The sequence below is a fragment of the Paenibacillus sp. UNC496MF genome (assembly GCF_900113915.1).
Lineage (GTDB): Bacteria > Bacillota > Bacilli > Paenibacillales > Paenibacillaceae > Paenibacillus_Z > Paenibacillus_Z artemisiicola.
The window spans coordinates 405,091-429,172 of the sequence record NZ_FORE01000005.1 but is presented as its reverse complement, the minus strand read 5'-3'; the positions used below and the strand labels follow the sequence as shown (position 1 = coordinate 429,172).

Genomic DNA, 24,082 nt, shown 5'->3' with positions numbered 1-24,082 from the left:
GTTTCAGGACAACGTTGAAAGAGGCGAGATTATCGTGGTCACCGTGCTGGTAGTACTCATCAGTTATTTATTAGGTTCGGTTTCGTTCAGCATCCTTATTGCCAAATGGGTAAAGGGCATCGACATCCGCAATCACGGCAGCGGCAACGCCGGCGCGACGAACACGCTCCGCGTGCTGGGCAAAGGCCCGGGCATCGCCGTCTTCCTGCTCGATATCGCGAAAGGCGTCGTCGCCGTCATCCTCGGCCTGTACGTCGCAGGCGGCGACTGGGGACCGGTGCTCTGCGGACTGGCCGCGATCGCCGGACATAATTGGCCGGTCTGGTTCGGCTTTAAGGGCGGCAAGGGCATCGCCACGACGGTCGGCGTCATGGCAACGCTCGCGATCGTGCCGGCGCTGATCGCCGGGGCGGTCGCCATCGCGTCGATCGCGATCACGCGCTTCGTCTCGCTCGGTTCGCTGATATTCGCGCTGCTGCTCCCGATCTTCATTTGGAACTTCGGCGATAAGCCGCATACGTACGTGTGGGCGAGCCTTGTCGTCTGCCTGCTGGCGTTCGTGCGCCACCGGACGAACATCGTGAAGCTGCTGCAGGGCAAAGAGAACAAGCTCGGCGCTAGAAAAGGGTAAGGGAGGCGCGCATATGACGGAACGTAAAGCGGCGGTACTCGTCGCCGGCAGTTGGGGAACGGCGCTGGCCTCCGTGCTGGCGGACAACGGCTATGACGTTGCCCTGTGGACGCGCAACGAGGCGCAAGCCGACGAAATCAACACGCGCCGGACGAACGGCCGTTACTTGAAGGATGCGGAGCTGCCGGCGAACATCGCGGCGACGACGGACATGGCGCAAGCCGTTGGCGGTGCGGAGCTGGTGCTGTTCGTGGCGCCGTCCGCCGCCATGCGGGACGTGGCGAAGCAGGCCGCGCCGCATCTTCGCGGGGACGCGGTCGTCGTGCACGCGACGAAGGGCTTCGAGTCCGGCACGTTCAAGCGCATGACGACGGTGCTGGCCGAAGAGCTGAAGACCGACGCGGAACGGCTCGTCGTCCTCTCGGGCCCGAGCCATGCCGAGGAAGTCGTCCGCCGGCTGCCGACGACCGTCGTCGTCGCGTCCGCGAGCCTGGACGCGGCCGAATTCGTGCAGGACGCGTTCATCACCCCGCATTTCCGCGTCTATACGAACAAGGACGTCGTCGGCGTCGAAGTCGCCGGGGCGATCAAAAACATCATCGCCCTCGGCGCCGGTTTGTCGGACGGCCTCGGCTTCGGCGACAATGCCAAGGCGGCCCTGCTGACGCGCGGCCTGGCGGAGATCAGCCGGCTCGGCATCGCCATGGGCGCCAATCCGCTCACGTTCGCGGGACTCGCCGGCGTCGGCGACCTCGTCGTGACGTGCACCAGCCGGCACAGCCGCAATTGGCGCGCGGGCGCGATGCTGGCGGAAGGCACGTCCCTCGACGACGTTCTGAGCCGGATGGGGATGGTCGTCGAAGGCGTCCGGACCACGAGCGTCGCGCGCGAGATCGCGCAGCAGTACGGGGTGGAGATGCCGATCACGGAGCAGCTCTTCCAGGTGCTGTTCGCGCGGAAGCCGGCGCGCGGCGCGGTCGAAACGCTGATGGGCAGAGGCCGGACGCACGAGACCGAAGAATCCGCGGGCATATAGCCTACACCAACATTGGCCCTCCTTCATACACTGCTAGCAGCAACCTGTCGCAGGTGGCACGCGAGTTCTTACGCCGTCAGAAGCGTGGAGGAGGGAAACGATGAGCGGCAAGAAGGATATAGCCAAGGACGTACTGAGCGCCGTGAACAAGAAGACCGGCAAGAACATTACCGAGAACGCGGTCAAGAAGCTTGCGAACGGCGTCAATGAAAATACGATGCAGGACGAAGACGAACTGCGCAAGCTGATTCAATCCGTATCGGCGATGGCCAAAGTTCCCGTCTCGGAAAAAACGATCAACGACATCGTAGGCGCCGTCAAAAAGAGCGGCATGAATGTCAACAACATGGAAATGCTGATGAAACTCATGCTCAAGAAGTAACGCTTCGGACTTCCGCAACAGGCGACCGGCATTGCCGCGTGCAGTGCCGCCGTCGCGTTGGACGGGAGTCTTTTTTCTAGGTATGCCCACCGTTCGCCCGGCGCAAAAGTAGCCCATTCATCGCCGCTAGTGTATAATAAAGCGAATATCGGGTGTACAAGGTGGTAGAAGTTGTCATGGATCCAATGATGAAGATGTGGGTGTCGCTCGTGGGCATCGGCTTGATGGCGGTGGCCGCCGTTCTGGTGACGCTGGCCCGTTTCAAGACCAAAGGCTTTTTGCGGATGGCGCTGTCGCTGGCCGCGTTTCTGTTCCTCGTAATCGGCGGATTTCTCGGACTGATCTCCATCATGTAGCCGCACGCAACGAACTTACGGAGAGAAGAGAGGAAGATGGGCCGATGCTGGAATTGAAGAGCCGCACGAAGAGCATGACGGTCGAGGCGGAGGCGGGCTTGACCCTGCTCGACGCCGCGATCAAGCATAATTTGGACTGGGCGTTCTCCTGCACGCGGGGAACGTGCGCCAGATGCCGCTGCCTGGTCGAAGAAGGCGCGGAGTTTCTGGAAGAGGTCACGGACGAGGAATGGGACCGCCTGGAGCCGGAAGAACTGGAGGAAGGCTACCGGCTGGCCTGCCAAGCCGTCGTGAAAGCCGGAGCCGGCTCCATTAAAGCGGCGAACCGGCCGTACTTTTAATGGAAGGGCGGGCTTCGATGGACAACGCCGAGCCGCTCCTCCAAGCAATCGAGATCATCGCCCGCGCCGCGGCGCCTGCCGGCGCGCAATGGCTGATCGGCGGCAGTACAGGGCTGCTGCTGCGGGGGCTGGAGCTCGCGGTGCCGCCCCGGGACCTGGATCTTTACGCGGACGACGAAGCGGCCGGAATCATGCACGAGGCGCTTCGCGCTTACGCCGTGGACGAACCGCAATTAAGCGTGAGCCCGATCTATCGTTCGGTGCTCAGCCATTATAACGTGTCGGGCGTACAAGTCGAGCTGGTCGGCGGGTTTGTCGTCGAATCGGGCTCGAACCGCTACGCCGTGGAAGTCGAGGACGTGCTGAACCCGCTGCGGACGCCGGTCGCGGCCGGCCCTTATACGGTCGGCGTGGCGCCGCTGGCGCACGAGCTATGGTTCAACGTGCTGCGGGCAAGAGAAGACCGGGTGGCGCTGATCGCCGCTCGCATGCGGAAGGAACAAGGCCTTCATACGGATGCCCTCAGGCTGATTGCCTCCAGGAACCGCTTGTCTGCGGAATTGCGGCAACACGTATCGCAGCTTCTGATATGAACGAGATGAACGAGGGAAGCAGGGATTCCGGTGAATGTGGAAATTACGTTCCTTCCTTCCGGACGAAGCGTCATGGTGCGCGCGGGCACGACCGTGCTGGACGCGGCCAGGAAAGCAGGCGTGCCGATCCGCACGCGCTGCGACGGCAAGGCGGCCTGCCTCATGTGCAAAGTGGCGTTGCCCCACAGTTCGGCCGGGCTGACGCCTCCGAACGACAACGAGCGCCGCAAGCTGGCGGGACTCGACCGCATGGGGACAAGGCTTGCTTGCCAGACCCGGGTATTCGGGCGCGCCATCGTCGAAGTGCCGGAAGATCCGTTTCGCGCCGCCGTCCGGAAACAGATGATGCGCCAAGCGGAAGACGATGAATTATGGTAGGGGGATAAACGGATCATGAAAGGCTTTAGAAGCGCGGCGGCGGCCCTCGTGCTCGTCTGCACGGCCGTTCTGCTGTCCGGCTGCCTGTATCCGCGGGACCGGCTGGAACAGAACCAGAAGCCGCCGAAAGACGCCATTTTAAACGTACAAACGATCGTCGATCAATTTCAGAAGGATACGGGGCTCCTGCCGATCCAGAACAGCGACGAGCAGACGCCGGTTTACGAGAAATTCAAAGTCGATTTCGACAAGCTGCAGCGGATGAACTACCTGTCCGCGGTTCCGGCTTCGGCGTACGAGAAAGGCGGAAGCTACTACTATCTCGTGATCAACGAGGAGAAAGACCCGACCGTCAAGCTGATGAATCTCGTAATCTATCAGAAGGCCAACGACCTTCAGGCGTCCGTCAAAGCCTACGCCGGCGCGCACGGCGGCAAATTGCCCGCGGGCCAGCAGCTGTATCCGTCGTTCGCGGCCATCGACTTCAAGGCGCTGGGCGTCAAAGACCCCGAGCTGAGAAGCGTCTTCACCGGCAGCGTCCTGACGGCCATGACGGACCCCGACGGTACCGTCTACCTGGATTACGGTCCGGATCTCATGCAGCAGCTCGGCAAGCTCCCGGGCGGCGAAAAGCCGGAGCCGGACGCGGATCTGCGGACGCTGCTCGTCGACGGTTCGGATTTCGTGCCGGTCAAATCGCCCCTCTACAAGCTCGTGAACGGCGAACCCCAAGCCGTCCTGAAATAGCCCAAGCTCCCATCGCGCAACCACTCGCTCCTGCCCTCGCGGCAGGAGTTTTTTTGCCGTCCAGGCATAGCTTCGGCCGTGCTCTCATATATCTCAATCTTGGAAGGTCAATCCGCGCGAAGCTCGCGAAAATCGAAAGATTTCACTCTCCGGTCGTCATAAACGTGAGACAGTCGCAATAAGCTATTACTAGTCCAAAATCATGTACGAGTTGCGTCGCTTGCCTTGGGCCATCGGCAGGCGGGTAGCGGCGAAACCTGACGACAACCACCAGGAGGAAAGCAGCAGTTACGGTACGTCCATGTACAGGCGAATTACGATTGGGAGGGGATATTCAGTGGAGAAAGTGGACATTTTCAAGGACATTGCCGAACGAACCGGCGGGGATATTTACCTCGGCGTCGTCGGTGCGGTCCGCACGGGCAAATCAACCTTCATCAAGCGGTTCATGGAGACGGTTGTGCTGCCGAACATCACGAACGATGCCGATCGGGTGCGCGCTATCGACGAATTGCCGCAGAGCGCGGCGGGCAAGACGATCATGACGACGGAGCCGAAATTCGTGCCGAACCAGGCGGTGCAGCTGCGCGTGGCCGAAGGACTCGACGTCAACATCCGGCTGGTGGATTGCGTCGGCTATGCCGTCGTCGGCGCCAAGGGCTACGAAGACGAGAACGGCCCGCGCATGATCACGACGCCGTGGTTCGAAGAGCCGATTCCGTTCCAGGAAGCCGCGGAGATCGGCACGCGCAAGGTCATTCAAGAACATTCCACGCTCGGGGTCGTCGTCACGACGGACGGCACGATCGCCGAAATTCCGCGCAGCTCGTACATCGAAGCCGAAGAACGCGTCGTGAACGAGCTGAAGGAAGTCGGCAAGCCGTTCGTGCTGATCGTCAACTCGACGCGTCCGAAGAGCGACGAAGCGCTTCAACTGCGCAGCGAGCTGCAGGCGAAGTACGATATCCCGGTCATCACGCTCAGCGTGGCGTCCATGGGCGAAGAAGAAGTCATGTCCGTGCTCCGCGAGGTGCTCTACGAGTTCCCGGTGCACGAAGTCAACGTCAACCTGCCGAGCTGGGTCATGGTGCTGAACGACAACCACTGGCTGCGCTCGAATTACGAGAATTCCGTCCGCGACACGGTCAAGGATATCCGCCGCTTGCGCGACGTGGACCGCGTCGTCTCGCAGTTCATGGAATACGAGTTCATCGCGAGGGCAGGCCTGAGCGGCATGAACATGGGCCAAGGCGTGGCGGAAATCGATCTGTACGCGCCGGATGAACTGTACGACCAAATCCTCATGGAAGTGGTCGGCGTCGAAATCCGCGGCAAGGATCACCTGCTGCAGCTGATGCAGGATTTCGCCCATGCCAAGCGGGAATACGACCGGTTCGCGGAAGCGCTCGAAATGGTCAAGACGACGGGCTACGGCATCGCGGCCCCGACGCTGGCGGAGATGGCGCTCGACGAGCCGGAGCTGATCCGGCAGGGCTCCCGTTTCGGCGTCCGCCTGAAGGCGACGGCGCCGTCCATCCACATGATCCGCGTCGACGTCGAGTCCGAATTCGCGCCGATCATCGGCACGGAGAAGCAGAGCGAGGAGCTCGTGCGTTACCTGATGCAGGACTTCGAGAACGACCCGATCAAGATCTGGGAATCGGATATATTCGGCCGGTCGCTCCATTCCATCGTCAGGGAAGGCATCCAGGGCAAGATCGCCATGATGCCGGACAATGCCCGCTACAAGCTGCAAGAGACGCTCGGCAGAATCATCAACGAAGGATCCGGCGGCTTGATCGCCATCATCCTGTAAGCGCGAAGAGGCACGCAGCCGGCGTGTCTCTTTTTGCGTTGTCCCGCATACCGAGATTCCTTTCATTGTCAATTTCACCGCGAATCGCGTCCGAAAAGCGAAAAAACCGCGCAAATGCCGCGATTCTTCCGCGGAAACGCGCGATTCCTCTTGAAATCGGATAGGCAACTGTATTACTATAAATCTGTTCTAGGTTCGGCATGCAGGAATTGCACATACCGGAATTTCTTCTCACCGTCGCCTGCAGGTATAATTTCCGGGGTTTCGGTAACACAGAATGATAATGATGTGCCTTTTAACTGCCGACGGGGGAGGTGAAAGAATTGAACAAAACGGAACTGATTGCGAAAGTAGCCGAATTGACCGACCTTTCCAAAAAAGACGCGTCCAAAGCGGTTGACGCCGTATTCGACGTGATCTCCGATTCGCTGCAAGGCGGCGACAAAGTCCAACTGGTGGGCTTCGGCAACTTCGAGGTGAAGAGCCGCGAAGCGCGCAAAGGCCGCAACCCGCAAACGGGCGAAGAGATCGACATCCCGGCCAGCAAAATCCCGTCTTTCAAAGCCGGCAAATCTCTGAAAGACCTGGTTTCCAAATAAGGTACGGCCAATGCCGTCGGCTGACGCCCGAATGCTCAAGCATTCGGGCGTTTCTCGTCCCGCGGACGCGCCGAGTTTCGCAGAAGACGATCTATTGACAAGTGTAAGCATTTCCAGTAGACTGTGTTTTGCGGTTCCCGGTAGGGGCGGCCGTAAGACTTGTCGGGTGTTAGCTCAGCTTGGTAGAGCGCTACCTTGGGGTGGTAGAGGTCGCCAGTTCAAATCCGGTACACCCGACCATTTCTCATACGCAAGCGACGGCTGCCGTCTCGAATTGCCATGTTCGAGGGCAGTTTTTTAAATACCGGGGACACGCGGGCTTTGCGCGTTCCGCAGTGCAAGATTCACCGAATAAGAGGAGGCCGGTCCAGATGTCGGAACGGAATGACGAATATATCGTCGTGAAAGCCAAGGCGCAAGGCGTGCAGGTCATCGGCCTGACGCGCGGACAGGATACGAAATTCCATCATACCGAGAAGCTCGACAAGGGCGAAGTGCTCATCTGTCAGTTCACGGACCATACGTCGGCCATCAAGATCCGCGGCAAAGCGACCATTATGACCAAATACGGCACGGTGGATACGGACGTCGAGTGAAAAGCAGGCATAGCCTGCTTTTTTAGTTTGTACACTAAAAGAAGCAGGATATTTTGTGTGCGAAGGACGGATGCCACATGCCGCAATGGAAAGGGCTGCTCGCGGCTTGCGCCGCGACGCTTGCCGTCACGCTGCTGATCACCGCGCTGCCGGCGGCCGACCGCCGGATGAAGGAAGGGGCGGGCGACGTTTCCGTTTTCCGGCCCGTGCCGGTCAAACGGCTCAGTTCCGACACCATCGTCGATACGATGCTCGGTTTGAATTTGTCGCTGAAGGTGAAGAAGGTAGCATGGAACGGGTCGGTGCTCACCGTGGATTTAGCGGATGAAGAATATGGGAATGCTGTAGACGGCGGGATGGACGACCTGCGGCGCCTGTTCGAGTTCGCGTTCAACCGGACCGATAACGTGAGCCGGGTGCTCGTCCGGTTCGTGGCGCCGCTTCAGCCCGAGTCGGACGAGGCGCGGAGCGACGTCCGGGTGGTCGCGGCGGTGGATGTCCGGCGCACGGACGCCTGGTTGTCCACAGAACTGTCAAACTTAAGCGCCGCGAGGCCGTTTCAGGACGAAATCTGGCGCCAGCGCCTGCGTTTGTCGGGGTCGCAGTTGTAGCGAAACGACAAACATAGTGCTATAATTATTTAGATTATAAAGCAGCTAACCTTTGCTGTTTGTCCGGAGGCTAGGCCAATGAAACCTTACAAAGTTCCCGAGATCGCCAAAAAGTACGTCGAGTACGATATGATTCAAGCCCATACGGAGCTGCCGGCGTTTCCCGATTCGCGGGCCAGGCTGCTCTTTACGTTTCTTTCGAATCAACGTACGCCGCTGCTTCACAGCGAACTGTACACCTTGGTCGTCTCGCTGGTGCAGCTGGGCATGGACACGCACGACTTGATCGACGAATCGGGACGCGTCGCCGAGAAGGAAATGCGCTCGCGCCAGTTGAAGGTGCTCGCGGGCGACTATTACAGCAGCCGGTTCTACCAGCTGCTGGCCCAGGCCGGCCAAGTCGGCATGATCCGCCGGATCAGCAACGGCGTCTGCGAAGTGAACCGGCTGAAGGTCAACTTCTACATGAAGATGAAGCAGCTGAAGCTGACGGCCGAAGACTACTTGAACCAATGCGCGCAGATCAGGACGGAGCTTTTCACAGTCTTTACGGACATTTTGGACGACCGGACGGCGCGCGTCTGGACGGAGCTGCTGCAGGGGGTGGGCCGCTGCGAGGTCGTCCTGGACGAGCTGAAGCGCAGCGACAAGCCGGAACGCTTCGGCGGCAGCTGGGGGTATTGGCACGTGCTTAACGTCGGAACGGACGAAGAGAAGCGCAAGCTGGCCGACGATCCGCAGGAGCCGTCGATCGCGGCGTCATTGCTCGCGGCGTACGATATCCGCGCGGAGCTGGCCGAGAAGCTGCGGCAGTCCGTCGCGGCCGTGCAATCCGTCATCGCGCGCCTGGATTCCGACAAGCTCGTGCGCGAACTTCAGCAAATCGGAGAGACGTTCCTGCGTCCGCTCCTCCCGGCGGCTTCGGCTTCCGCCCTCAACGAGAGAAGGTAAGGTGACAGACTGTGCAATCCAAATCGAAAGAACAACACGTGCACGACGTGTTCGAAAGCATCGCGCCGAAGTACGACCTGATGAACGACCTGCTCAGCTTTCGCAGGCACAAGGCATGGCGCGCCTTCACGATGCGCAAGATGAACGTGCAGCCGGGCCAGACCGCGATCGATCTGTGCTGCGGCACGTGCGACTGGACGATCGCGCTCGCCCGCGCCAGCGGGAGCGGCGCGATCGTCGGTCTCGATTTCAGCCAAAACATGCTTGACGTCGGCGCCCAGAAGGTTCGCAAGGAAGGGCTCGACCGGCAAATTTCCCTGCATCAGGGCAACGCGATGTCGCTTCCGTTCGAAGACAACCGGTTCGACTTCGCGACGATCGGCTTCGGCCTTCGGAACGTGCCGGACCTGGAGCAGGTGCTGCGCGAAATGAAACGCGTCGTCAAGCCCGGCGGCCAAGTCGTGTGCCTGGAATTGTCCAAGCCCGTTTGGCAGCCTTTCAAATCGGTCTATTATTTTTATTTCGAACGTATTTTGCCGGCGCTCGGCAAGCTGTTCGCCAAACGGTACGAACAGTACAAATGGCTTCCGGAATCGCTTAAGGCGTTCCCGGATTCCAACCAGCTGGCGGATAAATTCCGTGACATCGGTCTCCGAAACGTGCATGCTTATCCGCTGACGGGAGGCATCGCGGCATTACACACGGGGACGAAGGGAACGGACAAGGGATGATACGCAAAACTCGCATCATATTGGAAATGATCAAAGTCGAACATACGGTGTTCGCGCTGCCGTTCGCATTCATGGGCGCGCTTATCGGCGCGGTGATGATGGAGCACCGGCTGCCGAGCTGGGCGGAGATCTTCTGGATTCTGCTCGCCATGGTCGGTGCCCGCAGCGCGGCGATGGGCCTTAACCGGGTCGTCGACCGCGTGATGGACGCCAAGAACCCGCGCACCGCGAAACGGGCGATTCCGGCCGGGCTGCTGAAAGCCGGCGAGGTCGTCGTGTTCAACGCGGTGTCCTTTGTCGTACTGTTCATCGCGGCTTCGCAGCTCAATTGGCTGTGCGTGAAGCTCATGCCCATCGCGGTATTGTTCCTCGTCCTCTACTCGTACACGAAACGGTTCACCTGGCTCTGCCACGTGGTGCTCGGCATCACGATCGGCCTCGCGCCGCTCGGCGGGTGGATCGCCGTTACCGGCGCGTTCGATCCGGCGGTCTGGGTGCTCTACGGCTCGGTCGTCTGCTGGCTCGCCGGCTTCGATATCATTTACGCATGCCAAGACTTCGAATTCGATCGCCGCGAAGGCGTCTATTCCATTCCGGCCCGCTTCGGGCTGGCCGGCGGCTTGCAAATTGCCCGCGGCTTTCATTTATTGACCGCGGCCGGATTCATTTCGTTATATTGGTTGACGGACTTAAGCTGGATTTATTTGATCGGCGCGATCGCATCGGTCGGCTTCCTCTGGTATGAACATGTGCTCGTGAAGCCTCACGACATCAGTCGGGTGCAAACGGCATTCTTCACGATGAACGGCTGGCTCAGCATTACGATGTTCGCGTTCACGCTGCTGGATTTGGTGGTGCTGCATCCATGGTAACCGAAACAAAGGCCCGCAAGCGTTGGGTCGTCGGCATAACGGGCGCGAGCGGCTCCGTCTACGGCATCCGGCTGATCCGAAGCCTTCTCGATTGCGGCGTCGACGTGCATCTCGTCGTGACGGAAGCGGGCTGGCGGGTGCTGAAGGAAGAACAAGGCTGGGATACGACGAAGCGCCAAGCCGCGCTGGCGGCGCATTTCCCCGAAGCGGCGGAATCGCGCGCGCTGACGCTGCATCCGAACGCCGACATCGGCGCCTCCATCGCGAGCGGCTCGTTCCGCGTGGAAGGCATGATCATCGTGCCCTGCTCGATGGGGACGCTGGCGTCGATCGCGCACGGCATCTCCGACGATTTGATGACGCGCGCCGCGGATGTTATGCTGAAGGAAAGCCGCAAGCTGCTGATCGTCCCGCGGGAGACGCCGCTGCACGCCATTCATCTGGAGAACATGCTGACGCTGGCCAAGCTCGGCGCCAAAATCATTCCGGCGATGCCGGCGTTTTATTACGGTCCGCAGAGCATGGACGAGATGGTCAACTTCATGGTCGGGAAAGTGCTGGATCAAATTCCGCTGGAGCACGAGCTGTACAGAAGATGGGGAGATGATCGGCATGGAGACTAGCCGCCCGCTTACGGTCGGCCGCATCGACTACGCGAACGTATGGCCCATCTTCCATTACGCGGAAGAACGGCTGCCGACGGAGCGGTTTCGCATCGAAAAGCGGGTGCCGGCCGCGCTCAATCGCGCCTTGAAGCAGGGCGAGATCGACATAACGTCGATGTCCTCCTTCGCCTACGCGGAGCATGCGGACCGGTACCTGCTGCTGCCGGACCTGTCCGTCAGCGCGAAAGGCCGCGTCAATTCCATCCTGCTCTTTTTGAAGAAACCGCTCGAGGACGTGCTGACGGGCCGGATCGCCATGACGGCGACCTCCGCCACTTCGGTCAATTTGCTTAAAATTTTGATGAAGCTGTATTACCGCGCAGAACCGTCCTACGTGACGATGGAGCCTTCCCTCGACGACATGCTGGCCGAAGCGGACGCCGCGCTGTTGATCGGCGATACGGCGATCCACGCTTCCTGGGCCAACAAAAGGAAGGACAGAGGGCTCGCCGTCATCGATCTCGGGGCGCTCTGGAACAGCTGGACCGGCTACGGGATGACCTTCGCGCTGGTCGCGGTCCGCAAAGAGGTCGCCGAACGCGATCCCGAAGCGGTGACGGACGTGCTTCGCGCCCTGACCGCGAGCAAGGAGCGGAGCCTGCGCGACCTGAAGCCGCTGGTGGACAAGGCGTGCGCGCAGCTGGGCGGAGAGCCTTCTTATTGGGACCGCTATTTTCGCGAGTTACACTACAATTTCGGATCGGACGAGCAGGCGGGCCTGTCGCTGTACTTCGATTACGCGCACCAGCTGGGATTGCTGCCGCACGAAGTACGGATGCGTTTTTTCGAGGACCACGCGGCTCTTAAGGTGAAGAACGAATGAAACTACTGGACATTTACGCCAAGATGAAAGGCGACCTGGACGCGATCGAAGGCCAGCTGGCGCGCAGCGTCACGTCGGACCACGCGCTGCTGACCGATACCTCCACGCATTTGCTTAAAGCGGGCGGGAAGCGCATCCGCCCCGTGTTCGTCCTGCTGTCCGGCAAGTTCGGCACGTACGAGCTGAGCGTGCTGGAGCGGGTCGCGGTGCCGCTCGAACTGATCCACATGGCGTCGCTCGTGCACGACGACGTCATCGACAACGCCGAAACCCGGCGTGGCCAGCTGACGGTCAAGTCCAAATGGGATAACCGGATCGCGATGTATACCGGGGATTACATATACGGCAAGGCCCTCGCCATCGTGACGGAGCTGGAAAACCCGCAGATCCACCAAATCTTGTCCGGCGCCATGGTGCAGATGTGCATCGGGGAAATGGAGCAGATCCGCGACTTCTTCAACACGAAGCAGTCGGTCCGGAATTACCTGCTCCGCATCCGACGCAAGACGGCGATCCTGCTCGCGATCAGCTGCCAGCTCGGCGCAATCGCTTCCGGCGCGGACCGCAAGACCGCGAACGCCCTGTACCGGTTCGGCTACAACGTCGGCATGGCGTTCCAAATCCGCGACGATCTGCTCGACCTGCTCGGCACCGAGAAGCAGATCGGCAAGCCGCCGGGCTCGGACATCCGGCAGGGCAATATCACGCTGCCCGTGCTGCTCGCGCTGCGGGAATCGGCGAACGCCGAGGAGCTCCAAGCGGAGATCGACAACATTCAGTCCTCGAACGGAGCAGGGGAAACGAAGCGCGCGTTGAACATTATACGGAAGAGCGCCGGCATCGCGATCGCCGACAAGTTGGCGACGCGGTACATCGCCAAGGCGATCGAAGCGCTCGCCGGGCTGCCGAACATTCCGGCGAAGAAGAATTTGACCGATATCGCGCATTTCGTGGGAAAACGAAACTACTGAACGCGCCTGGGAGGGAACTCGAGTGGAAAGAACATTTCTGATGGTCAAGCCGGACGGCGTGCAGCGCGGCTTGATCGGCGAAATCGTATCGCGCTTCGAACGCAAGGGACTTAAGCTGGTTGCCGCCAAATTCATGCGCATCACGCCGGAAATCGCCGAACGCCACTATGCCGAGCACATCGGGAAGCCCTTCTATCCGCCGCTCGTCGAGTTCGTGACGTCGAGCCCCGTTTTCGCGATGGTCTGGCAGGGGGACAACGTCATCGGCCTTACGCGCGCCATGATCGGCAAGACGAACGCCCTGGAAGCGGCTCCCGGCACGATCCGGTCCGATTACGCGGTGCACACGAACTTCAATCTCATTCACGGCTCGGATTCGCCGGAAAGCGCCGAGCGGGAGATCGGCATCTTTTTCGAGCCGAACGAGCTGCTCGATTATACGCAGACGATCGGGCAATGGGTGTAATCCTTCCTGCCCGATTTTTCTGCATTCGCGGGGGATCATACCTTGGAAGACAAGGACTTTTCGCTCTTTATCGAACGCATTAAGGGAAAGACGGCCATCGACCTGTCGCTCTACAAGGAAGCGCAGATGAAGCGCCGGCTGACGACGCTTCGGCAGAAATACGGTTTCGAGACGTTCGAAACCTATTACCGCGAGCTGGAACGGGACGGAAAGCTGATGGACGAATTTCTGGACCGGATGACGATCAACGTGTCCGAATTTTGGCGCAATCCCGGCCGCTGGGAGGCGATGGAGCGGAAGTTTCTTCCGGAGTTGTTGAAGCGGGGCGGGCGGGTGAAGATCTGGAGCGCCGCCTGCTCGACCGGGGAGGAGCCGTATACGCTGTCGATGATCGTGCACGCGCTCGGCGCGCAGGACCGGGTCTCCATACTCGCCACGGATTTGGACGGCGTCGTCCTGCAGAAGGCGGTACAAGGCGTCTATCCGGAACGGTCCGTCCGTGACGTGCCGCCTGCGTATCGGTCCGATTATTTCGTGCCGCACGGCCGGGGGGAAGTCGCGGTCGCGGACAAGCTGAAGGCGATCGTCGCGTTCAAGCGGCAAAACCTGCTGAACGATCCGTTCGACGGCGGCTTCGACATCATCGTTTGCCGCAACGTCATGATCTACTTTACCGAGGAAGCCAAGCACGGGCTGTACCAGAAATTCTCGCGGGCGCTCAAGCCCGGCGGGCTGCTCTTCGTCGGGAGCACGGAGCAGATTTTCTCGCCGGGGCAGTACGAGCTCGAATCGGCGGAAACGTTCTTTTACCGTCGGCGGGCGTAAGGCGCGAGTCTTCCGGGCGGGTATAGGAATTTCCAGCTTCACCAATACTATGCGTAACGCAATCCATTCGCATAGGAGGTGCAGCATGGACAAACGCAAAGTGATTTTGGCGTACAAGCGCGGGTTTATCACCGTCCAGGAATGCGCCCAAATCCTTGGCATCGACACGGGGCAAATGAAGGGGCTCATGAACGACCCCGAATTGTCCGCGGATCCGCAAGCTTTGCGAGGCAAACAATCCGCCAACGGATAAGCCGGCACCGGCCGTCCGAACGCCTTCCCAAGAGGCGTTTCGGGCGGTTTTTTGTTGTTTCGGCGGCCTTTTGGCGCCCGTTGCGATTTCTTGTCAAACCGCGGACGCTATACTATAATGAGCAAAGATATTCGAGGGAGACCATGTAGTTCCGAGATCGGGCTTCGCGGCGTTCGGGATGAGAGAGGAGCTTTACGTTGAGTTTACGCTATTTGACGGCAGGAGAAACGCACGGCCCGCAGCTGACGGCCATTATCGAGGGGATGCCGAGCAACCTGCAGCTGGACTTCGAAGAACTGAATTTTCAGCTGCAGCGCAGACAGAAGGGCCACGGCCGGGGACGCCGGATGCAGATCGAGAAGGACGCGGCCAACATCGTCGGCGGCGTGCGCCACGGCCGCACGACGGGGGCGCCGATCGCGCTGGTCGTCGAGAACAACGACTGGAAGCATTGGACGAGCGTCATGAACATCGCACCGATCGAGGGCAGCGACGAGGAGAAGCGCCGCGTGCACCGGCCGCGTCCGGGCCATGCCGATCTGAACGGCGGTTTGAAATACAATTTGACCGATCTGCGCAACGTGCTGGAGCGGTCCAGCGCGCGCGAAACGGCGGCGCGCGTCGCCGTCGGCGCGGTCGCCCGGCAGTTCCTGGCGGCGTTCGGCATCAAGGTCGGCGGCCAAGTCATCCGCATCGGGGAAATCGAAGCCCCGGCGAACGATCTCCCGCTGGACGCGCTGATCCGGCTGACGGAGGAATCGCCGGTCCGCGTCGTCGATAAGGAAACGGAAGCGAAGATGACCGCGTATATCGACCAAATCAAAGCGGAGGGCGATTCCATCGGCGGGATCGTGGAATGCATCGTGGAAGGCGTGCCGATCGGGCTCGGCAGCCACGTGCAGTACGACCGCAAGCTGGACGGCCGCATCGCGCAAGCCGTCGTGTCGATCAACGCGTTCAAGGGCTGCGAGATCGGCATCGGCTTCGAGGCGGGCACGATCCCCGGCTCGCAGGTGCACGACGAGATTCTGTACGACGAGGAGCGCGGCTACCATCGCCGGACGAACCGGCTCGGCGGCTTCGAGGGCGGCATGACGAACGGCGAGCAGATCGTCGTGCGCGGCGTGATGAAGCCGATTCCGACGCTGTACAAGCCGCTGCAAAGCGTGGACATCGACACGAAGGAGCCGTTCACGGCGCAGGTCGAACGTTCCGACAGCTGCGCGGTGCCCGCGGCGAGCGTCGTCATGGAGCACGTCGTGGCGTGGGAAGTGGCGAAGGCGTTCCTGGAGAAATTCGGCGGGGACTCCATGGAAGAAATCCGCGCGAATTACGACAATTACCTTGCGCAAGTGAGGAGTTACTAATGGGCGGCGCGCGCAAGTTGACCGTCGACCTCGGCGAACGGTCCTATCCGATCTACATCGGCGAAGGACTGTTGGACGAAGCGGGCGTGCGGCTCGCCGAGCACGGCATCAGCAAAAAATCGCCGCTGCTGATCGTGACGGATACCCGCGTCGCGCAACGGCATTTGAGCCGCTTGGAAGCCGTGCTGCGCGAGAGCGGATTCACGGTCGCTTCCGCGGTCATTCCTTCCGGCGAAGCGTCGAAGTCGCTCAGCCGCCTGGAGGAGCTCGTCGGCGCGGCGCTGGAGCGCGGGCTCGACCGCAAGTCCGCGGTCGTCGCGCTCGGCGGAGGCGTGGTCGGCGACTTGGCAGGCTTCGTGGCCGCGTCGTATATGCGCGGAATCAAGTTCGTTCAAATTCCGACGACGATCCTGGCGCATGACAGCAGCGTCGGCGGCAAGGTCGCCGTCAATCATCCGTTAGCGAAGAACATCATCGGCGCGTTCCACCAGCCGGAACTGGTGCTCTACGATCTGGATACGCTGCAGACGCTGCCGGAGCGCGAAGTGAAGGCCGGCCTGTCCGAAGTCGTGAAGCACGGCTTGATCTGGGACGCCGAGTTCGTCGCGTGGTGCGACGCCAACGCGGAGAAGCTGCTGGCGCTGGATCCGGAGGCGCTCGGATACGCGCTCTACAAGGGCTGCAGCGTGAAGGCGGCGGTCGTGTCGAAGGACGAGCGGGAGAACGACCTGCGCGCCATTCTCAACCTCGGCCATACGATCGGCCATGCGCTCGAGGCGGTGGCCGGCTACGGCGAGCTGCTGCACGGCGAAGCGATCGCCATCGGCATGGTGGGGGCGGCCCGTCTGGCGGTCCGGCTCGGCGCGCCGGAGGACGTCTACCGCGTGACGAAGCACGTGCTCGCGCGCGTCGGACTGCCCGTCCGGCTGCCGGCGCACCTGGACACGGACGCGATCATGAGCGCGATGATGCACGACAAGAAATTTCAAGAAGGCGCGATCACGTTCATCGTGCCCGTCGCCGTCGGCAAGGTGGAAATCAATAAATCGGTATCGACCGCCCTCATTCGCGAGATCGTGGAAGAGCTGAAACAGGAGGCCGTCGAGGCATGAGCGTTAGAGGAATACGCGGCGCCATTACGGTGGACGTCAACGAAGAACAGCCGATCCTTGAGGCAACGGCGGAGTTATTGAACGGCATCGTGAGCGCCAACCGCATCGAGCCGGCCGAAATCGCCAGCGTGTTCGTCACGGTGACCGGCGACTTGGACGCGACGTTCCCGGCCCGGGCCATCCGCGCGATGGACGGCTGGGACCTCGTGCCGCTGATGTGCGCGTTGGAAGTGCCGGTGCAAGGAAGCTTGGAGAAATGCATCCGTCTGATGGTGCTCGTCAACACGGAGTTGACCCAGGAGCAGGTCGAGCACGTGTACTTGGGCGGCGCGAAGGCGCTTCGTCCGGATTTGGCCAAAGCCTAAACAGCGGCGGGATTTTCGGGATTGACGGCAGCAAGAACGCTATTGTATAGTTAATAGCAGATTAGTGAAGTACCCAGTAGAGCCGAGCAGCAGTACAGTGAGTTGAGATGAGTAGAGCCGAGATGAGCGGAGTTTAGTTGAGCGAGTGTTTTGAAGATAGCGTGCAGGGGCGATTTATTAAGCCTGCGCTTATTTTCCCTATTTCGTTCACTCTCATTTTACCATCTTCCAACACACGCGAACTCCTGCGAAAGCAGGAGTTTTTTATTTTTCGGAGAGAAAAGGGGAGACGGGACATGAACCACGAGCTGCAAAACGTCATCCGGCAGGCCGGGACGTACAACCTCATTCCGATCGTGCGGCATGTAATGGCGGACACGGAGACGCCGATTCGGATCTTTCAGCATTTCTACCGCGAGAACCGCGCGTTTCTGCTGGAAAGCGTAGAGGGCGGCGTCAAGTGGGCCCGTTACTCGTTCATCGGCACGAATCCGTTCATGTTCATCCGCGGGAAGAACGGCGAGATGGTCATCGAACGGAACGGGGAAACGACGCTGCTTCGCGAGAAGCCGATCGAGCTGCTGAAGGCGCATTTGCGCGCGTACCGCAGTCCGGCCGTCGCGGACCTGCCGCCGTTCACGGGCGGCGCGATCGGTTTTTTCGGCTACGACCTGCTGCAATATTACGAGAAGCTGCCGGCCCACCGGATCGACGATTTGCAGATGAACGACTTGCAATTCATGTTCTGCGACCAAGTCATCGTATTCGACCACTTCAAGCAGCAAGTGCAGGTGATCGGCAACGTGCACATTCCGGAGGGCGCGACGGATGCCGTCATCGAAGCCCGCTATACGGAAACGGTCGGACGGATCGAGGCGGCGATCGAGCGGCTGCAGCAGCCGACTCCGACGACGCTGATGGCGGGCGGCGCGATTCCCGCCGAGCCGGAGCTCGGCGAGATTTCGTCCAACCTGACGAAGGAGCAATTCCTGGCGAACGTCGAGAAGTCGAAGGAATACATCCGCGCCGGCGACATCTTCCAGGTGGTGCTGTCGCAGCGCTTCAGCATCGAAACGGACGTCGATCCGCTTCACGTCTACCGCGTGCTGCGCACGATGAACCCGTCCCCGTACATGTATTACCTGAAGATGGACGACGAAGTCATCGTCGGCACGTCCCCGGAAGCGCTCGTGAAGGTCGACGGCGAACGCGTCGAGACGCGGCCCATCGCCGGCACGCGGCCGCGCGGGAAGACGCCGGAGCAGGACTTGGCGCTGGAGAAGGAGCTGCTCGCCGACGAGAAGGAGCGCGCGGAGCACCTCATGCTCGTCGATCTCGGCCGTAACGATATCGGCCGCGTCTCCGAATTCGGCTCCGTCCGCTGCGACGCTTACATGGAAATCGAGCGGTATTCGCACGTCATGCATATCGTTTCCAACGTATCAGGCAAATTAAGAGAGGACCGCGACTTCTTCGACGCGTTCGTCTCGTGCCTGCCGGCGGGTACCGTATCGGGCGCGCCGAAGCTGCGGGCGATGGAAATCATCGCCGAGCTCGAGAACGAAGCGCGCGGCGCCTACGCTGGCGCGATCGGTTACCTCGGCTTCGGCGGCAACCTGAACACGTGCATCACGATCCGCACGATGATTTTCAAGAACGGCAAGGCGTACGTGCAGTCCGGCGCGGGGATCGTTTGGGATTCCGTCCCGGAAAACGAATACACGGAAACGATGAACAAAGCGATGGCGCTGCTGAAAGCCGTCCGCGTGGCGGAAGCGGCTTTCCCGCAGCCCGGACGCCAGGCGAGCATGATCAACATGGACTATTACGCGAACGCGAAAGGATGAGCGGACGATGACGGTGACGAACGAAATCATGACGATGCAGCGCGCGTTGAACCAGCTGATCGGCGGCGCCGACCTGTCCCGCGAAGAGGCGCGCGGCGTAATGGACCTGATCATGAGCGGCGAGGCGACCGGCGCGCAAATCGGCGCCGTCGCGACGGCGCTTCGCTTCAAAGGCGAGACGCGCGACGAAATTACCGGCTTCGCGGAAGCGATGCGCGCCCATTCCCGCCATGTGGCGACCGAACGGAACGGCTTGCTCGACACGTGCGGAACGGGGGGCAGCGGCATTCATAAATTCAATATTTCCACGGCATCGGCGATCATCGCGGCCGCGGCCGGCGTGCGCGTCGCAAAGCACGGCAATCGGGCCATGTCCGGCAAATCCGGCAGCGCGGACACGCTCGAGGCGCTCGGCGTCAACATCGCGCTGACCGGGGAGCAGGCCGCCCGCTGCCTCGACGCGATCGGCATCTGCTTCATGTTCGCGCAGCTGTATCATCCGTCCCTCAAGCATGCGGCGGCGCCGCGCCGGGAGCTCGGCTTCCGGACGATCTTCAACATGCTGGGCCCGCTGACGAATCCGGCGGGCGCGGACCGGCAGCTGCTCGGCATCTACGACCGGTCCAAGACGGAAACGATCGCGGCGGTGCTCGGCGATCTCGGCCTGAAGCGCGCGATGGTCGTCAGCAGCCATGACGGCCTCGACGAAATCAGCATTTCGTCGGCGACGCAAGTATCGGAGCTGCAAGGCGGTTCCGTGCGGACCTACACGCTGACGCCGGAGGAGCTCGGGCTGCGCACGCACGCGCTGTCCGACATCATCGGCGGGGACGCGATCGAGAACGCGCGGATCATCCGTTCGATCTTCGATCGCGAAGAATACGGCGCTTACCGCGACATCGTGCTCGCGAACGCCGGCGCCTGCATCTTCGTCGGCGGCGGGGCGGAATCGCTCCGCGAAGGCGTCGAGGCGGCGAAGACGGTGATCGATTCCGGCGGCGCGGCGGCGAAGCTGCGCCAATTAATTGAAACGACAGGAGCGATGAGCTATGTTTCTTGATAAAATCGTGGCCACCAAGAACAACGAAGCGGAGCGTCTGGCGGAAACGTTCTCGCTGGCCGACGCCGAGCGCCGGATCGCCGCGCTTCCGGCAACCCGCGGCTTCGAGCGCGCGCTGGCCGGCAGGACGAACCGGCCGGTCGGCTTGATCGCCGAAGTGAAGAAGGCGTCGCCGTCCAAAGGGCTGATCCGGGCGGATTTCGAGCCCGTCGAATTGGCGAAGACGTACGCGCAAGCGGGAGCGGACTGCCTCTCGGTGCTGACGGACGCGGATTATTTCCAAGGCCGCAACGAATACTTGACCGCGGTGTCCGGCGCCGTCGGCGTTCCGCTGCTGCGGAAGGACTTCACGGTCGACTACCGGCAAATCTACGAAGCGCGGCTCATCGGGGCGGACGCGATCCTGCTCATCGCGGCGATCTTGCGTCCGGCGCGGTTGTCGGAGTTCTACGACATCGCGCGCTCGATCGGGCTCGACGTGCTGGTCGAGGTGCATGACGAAGAGGAGTTGGAGGACGTCCTCGGCTTGGGCAAGGCGACGCTCGTGGGCATCAACAACCGCAACTTGCATACGTTCGAGACGGACCTGCGGACGACGGAACGGCTGATCCGCCTCGTGCCGGACGGCGTGACCGTCATCAGCGAGAGCGCCATCGGGACGCCGGAGGATATCGCGTTCGTCCAAGCGTGCGGCGCCAAAGGCGTGCTCGTCGGCGAGTCGCTCATGCGCCAGGCGGACGTCGGCGCGGCGGTCGAGCGTCTCATGGGACCGGTGGGGGTAGGATGACGGAACCGGAGCAAGGAAACGCGCGCAGGACGCGCGTTAAGATTTGCGGTCTGCGCGACGAGGCGACCGTGCGGGCGATGGACGGACTGCCGATCGACGAGGTCGGTTTCATCTTCGCGAAGAGCCGTCGGCATGTCGCGCCGGAGCTGGCCGCGGAACTGATCGCCGGCGTGCGGCGGCTGCGCAACGCGGACGGCGTCGCGCCGCGGACGGTCGGCGTGTTCGTGAATCCGACGCTCGACGATCTGCGCGAGACGCTGCGGATCGCCCCGCTAGACGTCGTGCAGCTGCACGGCGAGGAGTCGCCGTCATTCTGCGCGGAGGCGAAGGCGGCATTCGGGGTCGCGGTGTGGAAGGTGCTTTCCGTCACGCCGGAAGACGGCGCCGATCGGGACTCGGACGGTCCCGGACGGCTGCGGCCGTATATCGGCAGCGTGGACGCGTTCCTGATCGACACGGCGGGCGGCGGCACGGGCAAGACGTTCGCGTGGCCCGTCATCGACCGCTACCAGGAGGCCGCGGACGGCGTCCCGCTCTATGTCGCGGGGGGACTTCAGCCCGATAATGTGGTAGAGTTAGTGAGGCGTTATTCGCCCGGCGGCGTGGACGTATCGAGCGGCGTCGAGACGGACGGCCTGAAGGACATGACGAAAATCAGACTTTTTGCGGAAAGGGTGCAAGGCGTATGACGCAAGTTCCGGACGAGAACGGACGCTTCGGCAAATTCGGCGGCCGATACGTGCCAGAGACGCTGATGAACGCGCTGATCGAACTGGAGGAGGCGTATAAGCATTACGCCAAGGATCCGGATTTCATCGCGGAGATCCGTTATTTATTGACCAAATATTCGGGGCGTCCGACGTCCCTCTATCACGCGCAGCGGCTGTCCGAGCATCTCGGCGGCGCGCAAATCTACTTGAAGCGCGAAGATTTGAACCATACCGGCGCGCATAAGATCAACAATACGATCGGTCAAGGCGTGCTGGCCAAGCGGATGGGGAAAACGAAAATCATCGCCGAGACCGGCGCGGGCCAGCACGGCGTCGCGTCGGCCACGGTGGCGGCGCTGCTCGGCCTCGAGTGCAAGGTGTTCATGGGCGAAGAGGATACGAAGCGGCAGGAGCTGAACGTATTCCGCATGCAGCTGCTCGGCGCCGAGGTCGTGCCGGTCACGTCCGGCACGCGCACGCTGAAGGACGCGTGCAACGAGACGCTCCGCTACTGGGTGAGCCACGTCGACGATACGTACTACATCCTCGGTTCCGTGACGGGGCCGCACCCGTATCCGATGATGGTCCGCGACTTCCAGCGCATCATCGGGGACGAGACGCGCGAGCAGATCCAGAATGAAGCGGGCCGGCTGCCGGATTACATCGTCGCCGCGGTCGGCGGCGGCAGCAACGCCGCGGGCATGTTTTATCCGTTCGTCGGAGACGCTTCCGTGAAGCTGATCGGCGTCGAAGCGGCCGGTCGCGGGGTTGATACCGAGGAGCACGCGGCGACGATGACGAAGGGCCGCCACGGCGTGTTTCAAGGCTCCCTCAGCTACGTGCTGCAGGACGAGTACGGCCAAGTGCAGCCGGCGCACTCGATTTCCGCGGGTCTCGATTACCCGGGCATCGGACCGGAGCACGCGTACTTGAAGGACTCCGAGCGCGCGACGTACGTGCCGATCACGGACGCGGAAGCGCTGGAGGCGCTGCAGCTGCTGTCGCGCACGGAAGGCATCATCCCGGCGCTGGAATCCGCGCATGCGATCGCGCAGGTGATGAAGCTGGCGCCGACGCTGGGCAAGGACCAGATCGTCGTCGTGAACCTCTCCGGCCGCGGCGATAAGGACGTCCAAGCCATCATGGGCTATCTGGAAGGAGGCTTGGCATAATGGCGAACCGACTCAACGAAATCGACGCGGCGTTCGGCCGCCTGCGCGAGGAAGGGAGCACCGCGCTCATTCCGTTTTTGACGATCGGCGACCCCGACCTGGACACGTCGGTCGACATTATCGCCGCGCTGGAACAGGCGGGCGCGGACATGATCGAGCTCGGCGTGCCGTATTCGGACCCGCTCGCCGACGGGCCGGTCATCCAGCGCGCTTCGGAGCGGGCGCTCGCCGGCGGGCGCGTGACGCTCGCGGACTGCATTCAGGTCGCCGAGAACGCGCGCAACGCGGGCGTGAAGCTGCCGTTCATCCTGTTCTCGTACTATAATCCGGTTCTGCAGTACAGACTGGACCGGTTCTTCGAGCTCGTGACGGCCAAAGGAATCAGCGGACTTATCATTCCCGATCTTCCCATTGAAGAAGACGCCGAGCTGCGCGCCAGAGCCGAGGCGGCGAACATCCATCTCATCCCGCTCGTCGCGCCGACGTCGAACGACCGCGTGACGCGCATCTCGGCCAAAGCGCGCGGCTTCGTGTACTGCGTGTCGTCCCTTGGGGTAACGGGCGTCCGCTCCGATTTCCATCAGGGCATCGACGAGTTCTTGGCGACGGTTCGCCGCGCGACGGACACGCCGATCGCGGTCGGCTTCGGCATCTCGAGCCGGGAACAGGTCGAGCGGTTCGGCAAGCAGGCCGACGGCGTCATCGTCGGAAGCGCCATCGTCCGCAAGATCGAAGAGGCGCTGCCGCTGCTGAAATCGCCGGACACCAAGCAGGATGGCCTTGCGCAAATCCGCGATTTCGTCCGCGAATTGAAAGGCTGAGCGGGCGGCTTTCGAACGTGATCCAACCTCCGGGGCTTCGCGGCCGCCGGAGGTTTTTTTGACGTTCGTCCGTACGAGGGCGCGAGAACGCGCGACGCGGAGGAAAACGGATTTTGGCAAAATTAACGCTTCTGTGCATAAAAGCTTAAAAGCGCGAAAGAAAATTCCCGGGAAACTCTTTTAAATACCGGCGACTTA

Annotated in this window: 30 protein-coding genes and 1 tRNA gene; all 31 read left to right on the top strand. The window is 61.5% G+C overall.

Annotated elements, in window-relative coordinates; all coding sequences use genetic code 11:
• Positions 1-31 precede the first annotated feature (31 nt).
• The 31 genes from plsY to trpA all read left to right on the top strand — a co-directional run bounded on the left by plsY (position 32) and on the right by trpA (position 23,884).
• The gene (gene plsY / locus BMZ79_RS06875) at positions 32-631 is read left to right on the top strand and encodes a glycerol-3-phosphate 1-O-acyltransferase PlsY (protein ID WP_090638746.1); all 600 of its coding nucleotides are present in this window, start codon (positions 32-34) and stop codon (positions 629-631) included.
• Between the two features lie 13 nt (positions 632-644).
• Entirely contained in the window at positions 645-1,667 is a 1,023-nt protein-coding gene (locus tag BMZ79_RS06870) for an NAD(P)H-dependent glycerol-3-phosphate dehydrogenase (RefSeq protein WP_090637881.1), read from the top strand.
• 100 nt (positions 1,668-1,767) lie between these two features.
• Positions 1,768-2,049 (top strand): stage VI sporulation protein F, encoded by a 282-nt coding sequence (locus tag BMZ79_RS06865; RefSeq protein ID WP_090637878.1) that lies wholly within the window; start codon positions 1,768-1,770, stop codon positions 2,047-2,049.
• Between the two features lie 176 nt (positions 2,050-2,225).
• Positions 2,226-2,405 (top strand): DUF2768 family protein, encoded by a 180-nt coding sequence (locus BMZ79_RS06860; protein WP_090637876.1) that lies wholly within the window; start codon positions 2,226-2,228, stop codon positions 2,403-2,405.
• A 44-nt stretch (positions 2,406-2,449) separates the two neighbouring features.
• Entirely contained in the window at positions 2,450-2,746 is a 297-nt protein-coding gene (locus tag BMZ79_RS06855; RefSeq protein ID WP_090637873.1) for a 2Fe-2S iron-sulfur cluster-binding protein, read from the top strand.
• A complete protein-coding gene (locus BMZ79_RS06850) occupies positions 2,746-3,339 on the top strand; it encodes a nucleotidyltransferase family protein (RefSeq protein ID WP_218154664.1) in 594 nt (197 codons plus the stop codon). The genes BMZ79_RS06855 and BMZ79_RS06850 overlap by 1 nt, the downstream gene beginning before the upstream one ends.
• A gap of 30 nt (positions 3,340-3,369) precedes the next feature.
• A complete protein-coding gene (locus tag BMZ79_RS06845) occupies positions 3,370-3,717 on the top strand; it encodes a 2Fe-2S iron-sulfur cluster-binding protein (RefSeq protein WP_090637868.1) in 348 nt (115 codons plus the stop codon).
• 15 nt (positions 3,718-3,732) lie between these two features.
• Complete coding sequence (locus BMZ79_RS06840) at positions 3,733-4,464, top strand: hypothetical protein (protein WP_090637867.1); 732 nt, start codon at positions 3,733-3,735, stop codon at positions 4,462-4,464.
• A gap of 337 nt (positions 4,465-4,801) precedes the next feature.
• Positions 4,802-6,280: a stage IV sporulation protein A gene (gene spoIVA, locus BMZ79_RS06835; protein ID WP_090637865.1), complete on the top strand. Its 1,479-nt coding sequence runs from the start codon at positions 4,802-4,804 to the stop codon at positions 6,278-6,280.
• A 323-nt stretch (positions 6,281-6,603) separates the two neighbouring features.
• Complete coding sequence (locus tag BMZ79_RS06830; RefSeq protein WP_090637862.1) at positions 6,604-6,879, top strand: HU family DNA-binding protein; 276 nt, start codon at positions 6,604-6,606, stop codon at positions 6,877-6,879.
• Positions 6,880-7,042: 163 nt separating this feature from the next.
• A tRNA-Pro gene (locus tag BMZ79_RS06825) sits at positions 7,043-7,119 on the top strand.
• A gap of 131 nt (positions 7,120-7,250) precedes the next feature.
• Positions 7,251-7,475 (top strand): trp RNA-binding attenuation protein MtrB, encoded by a 225-nt coding sequence (gene mtrB / locus BMZ79_RS06820; protein ID WP_090637859.1) that lies wholly within the window; start codon positions 7,251-7,253, stop codon positions 7,473-7,475.
• Between the two features lie 77 nt (positions 7,476-7,552).
• Positions 7,553-8,086, top strand: a complete 534-nt coding sequence (locus tag BMZ79_RS06815; RefSeq protein WP_090637857.1) for a hypothetical protein — start codon at positions 7,553-7,555, stop codon at positions 8,084-8,086.
• Between the two features lie 78 nt (positions 8,087-8,164).
• A complete protein-coding gene (locus BMZ79_RS06810) occupies positions 8,165-9,037 on the top strand; it encodes a heptaprenyl diphosphate synthase component 1 (RefSeq protein ID WP_090637854.1) in 873 nt (290 codons plus the stop codon).
• 11 nt (positions 9,038-9,048) lie between these two features.
• Complete coding sequence (locus BMZ79_RS06805) at positions 9,049-9,768, top strand: demethylmenaquinone methyltransferase (protein ID WP_090637852.1); 720 nt, start codon at positions 9,049-9,051, stop codon at positions 9,766-9,768.
• Positions 9,765-10,640, top strand: a complete 876-nt coding sequence (locus BMZ79_RS06800) for a UbiA-like polyprenyltransferase (RefSeq protein WP_090637848.1) — start codon at positions 9,765-9,767, stop codon at positions 10,638-10,640. The genes BMZ79_RS06805 and BMZ79_RS06800 overlap by 4 nt, the downstream gene beginning before the upstream one ends.
• Positions 10,634-11,263 carry a UbiX family flavin prenyltransferase gene (locus BMZ79_RS06795; RefSeq protein WP_090637845.1) on the top strand — a complete coding sequence of 210 codons (630 nt, stop codon included), beginning with the start codon at positions 10,634-10,636 and terminating at the stop codon, positions 11,261-11,263. Before BMZ79_RS06800 ends, BMZ79_RS06795 begins: the two co-directional genes overlap by 7 nt.
• Complete coding sequence (locus BMZ79_RS06790) at positions 11,253-12,128, top strand: menaquinone biosynthetic enzyme MqnA/MqnD family protein (protein ID WP_090638744.1); 876 nt, start codon at positions 11,253-11,255, stop codon at positions 12,126-12,128. The genes BMZ79_RS06795 and BMZ79_RS06790 overlap by 11 nt, the downstream gene beginning before the upstream one ends.
• The gene (locus BMZ79_RS06785; protein WP_090637843.1) at positions 12,125-13,099 is read left to right on the top strand and encodes a polyprenyl synthetase family protein; all 975 of its coding nucleotides are present in this window, start codon (positions 12,125-12,127) and stop codon (positions 13,097-13,099) included. Before BMZ79_RS06790 ends, BMZ79_RS06785 begins: the two co-directional genes overlap by 4 nt.
• Before the next feature lie 22 nt (positions 13,100-13,121).
• Entirely contained in the window at positions 13,122-13,565 is a 444-nt protein-coding gene (ndk, locus tag BMZ79_RS06780; protein WP_090637841.1) for a nucleoside-diphosphate kinase, read from the top strand.
• Positions 13,566-13,607: 42 nt separating this feature from the next.
• A complete protein-coding gene (locus tag BMZ79_RS06775; protein WP_090637839.1) occupies positions 13,608-14,390 on the top strand; it encodes a CheR family methyltransferase in 783 nt (260 codons plus the stop codon).
• Positions 14,391-14,475: 85 nt separating this feature from the next.
• Complete coding sequence (locus BMZ79_RS34180) at positions 14,476-14,643, top strand: hypothetical protein (protein ID WP_177222035.1); 168 nt, start codon at positions 14,476-14,478, stop codon at positions 14,641-14,643.
• A 197-nt stretch (positions 14,644-14,840) separates the two neighbouring features.
• The gene (gene aroC / locus BMZ79_RS06770) at positions 14,841-16,010 is read left to right on the top strand and encodes a chorismate synthase (RefSeq protein ID WP_090637836.1); all 1,170 of its coding nucleotides are present in this window, start codon (positions 14,841-14,843) and stop codon (positions 16,008-16,010) included.
• The gene (aroB, locus tag BMZ79_RS06765) at positions 16,010-17,122 is read left to right on the top strand and encodes a 3-dehydroquinate synthase (protein ID WP_090637834.1); all 1,113 of its coding nucleotides are present in this window, start codon (positions 16,010-16,012) and stop codon (positions 17,120-17,122) included. The genes aroC and aroB overlap by 1 nt, the downstream gene beginning before the upstream one ends.
• The gene (aroH, locus tag BMZ79_RS06760) at positions 17,119-17,487 is read left to right on the top strand and encodes a chorismate mutase (protein WP_090637832.1); all 369 of its coding nucleotides are present in this window, start codon (positions 17,119-17,121) and stop codon (positions 17,485-17,487) included. Before aroB ends, aroH begins: the two co-directional genes overlap by 4 nt.
• Before the next feature lie 296 nt (positions 17,488-17,783).
• Positions 17,784-19,334 (top strand): anthranilate synthase component I, encoded by a 1,551-nt coding sequence (gene trpE / locus BMZ79_RS06755; protein ID WP_090637830.1) that lies wholly within the window; start codon positions 17,784-17,786, stop codon positions 19,332-19,334.
• A gap of 7 nt (positions 19,335-19,341) precedes the next feature.
• Complete coding sequence (gene trpD, locus BMZ79_RS06750; protein WP_090637827.1) at positions 19,342-20,394, top strand: anthranilate phosphoribosyltransferase; 1,053 nt, start codon at positions 19,342-19,344, stop codon at positions 20,392-20,394.
• Positions 20,384-21,181: an indole-3-glycerol phosphate synthase TrpC gene (trpC, locus tag BMZ79_RS06745; protein ID WP_090637825.1), complete on the top strand. Its 798-nt coding sequence runs from the start codon at positions 20,384-20,386 to the stop codon at positions 21,179-21,181. The genes trpD and trpC overlap by 11 nt, the downstream gene beginning before the upstream one ends.
• Complete coding sequence (locus BMZ79_RS06740; protein WP_090637823.1) at positions 21,178-21,870, top strand: phosphoribosylanthranilate isomerase; 693 nt, start codon at positions 21,178-21,180, stop codon at positions 21,868-21,870. Before trpC ends, BMZ79_RS06740 begins: the two co-directional genes overlap by 4 nt.
• Entirely contained in the window at positions 21,867-23,063 is a 1,197-nt protein-coding gene (gene trpB, locus BMZ79_RS06735) for a tryptophan synthase subunit beta (RefSeq protein ID WP_090637820.1), read from the top strand. Before BMZ79_RS06740 ends, trpB begins: the two co-directional genes overlap by 4 nt.
• Positions 23,063-23,884 carry a tryptophan synthase subunit alpha gene (gene trpA / locus BMZ79_RS06730; RefSeq protein ID WP_090637818.1) on the top strand — a complete coding sequence of 274 codons (822 nt, stop codon included), beginning with the start codon at positions 23,063-23,065 and terminating at the stop codon, positions 23,882-23,884. Before trpB ends, trpA begins: the two co-directional genes overlap by 1 nt.
• The last annotated feature ends 198 nt before the right edge of the window (positions 23,885-24,082 follow it).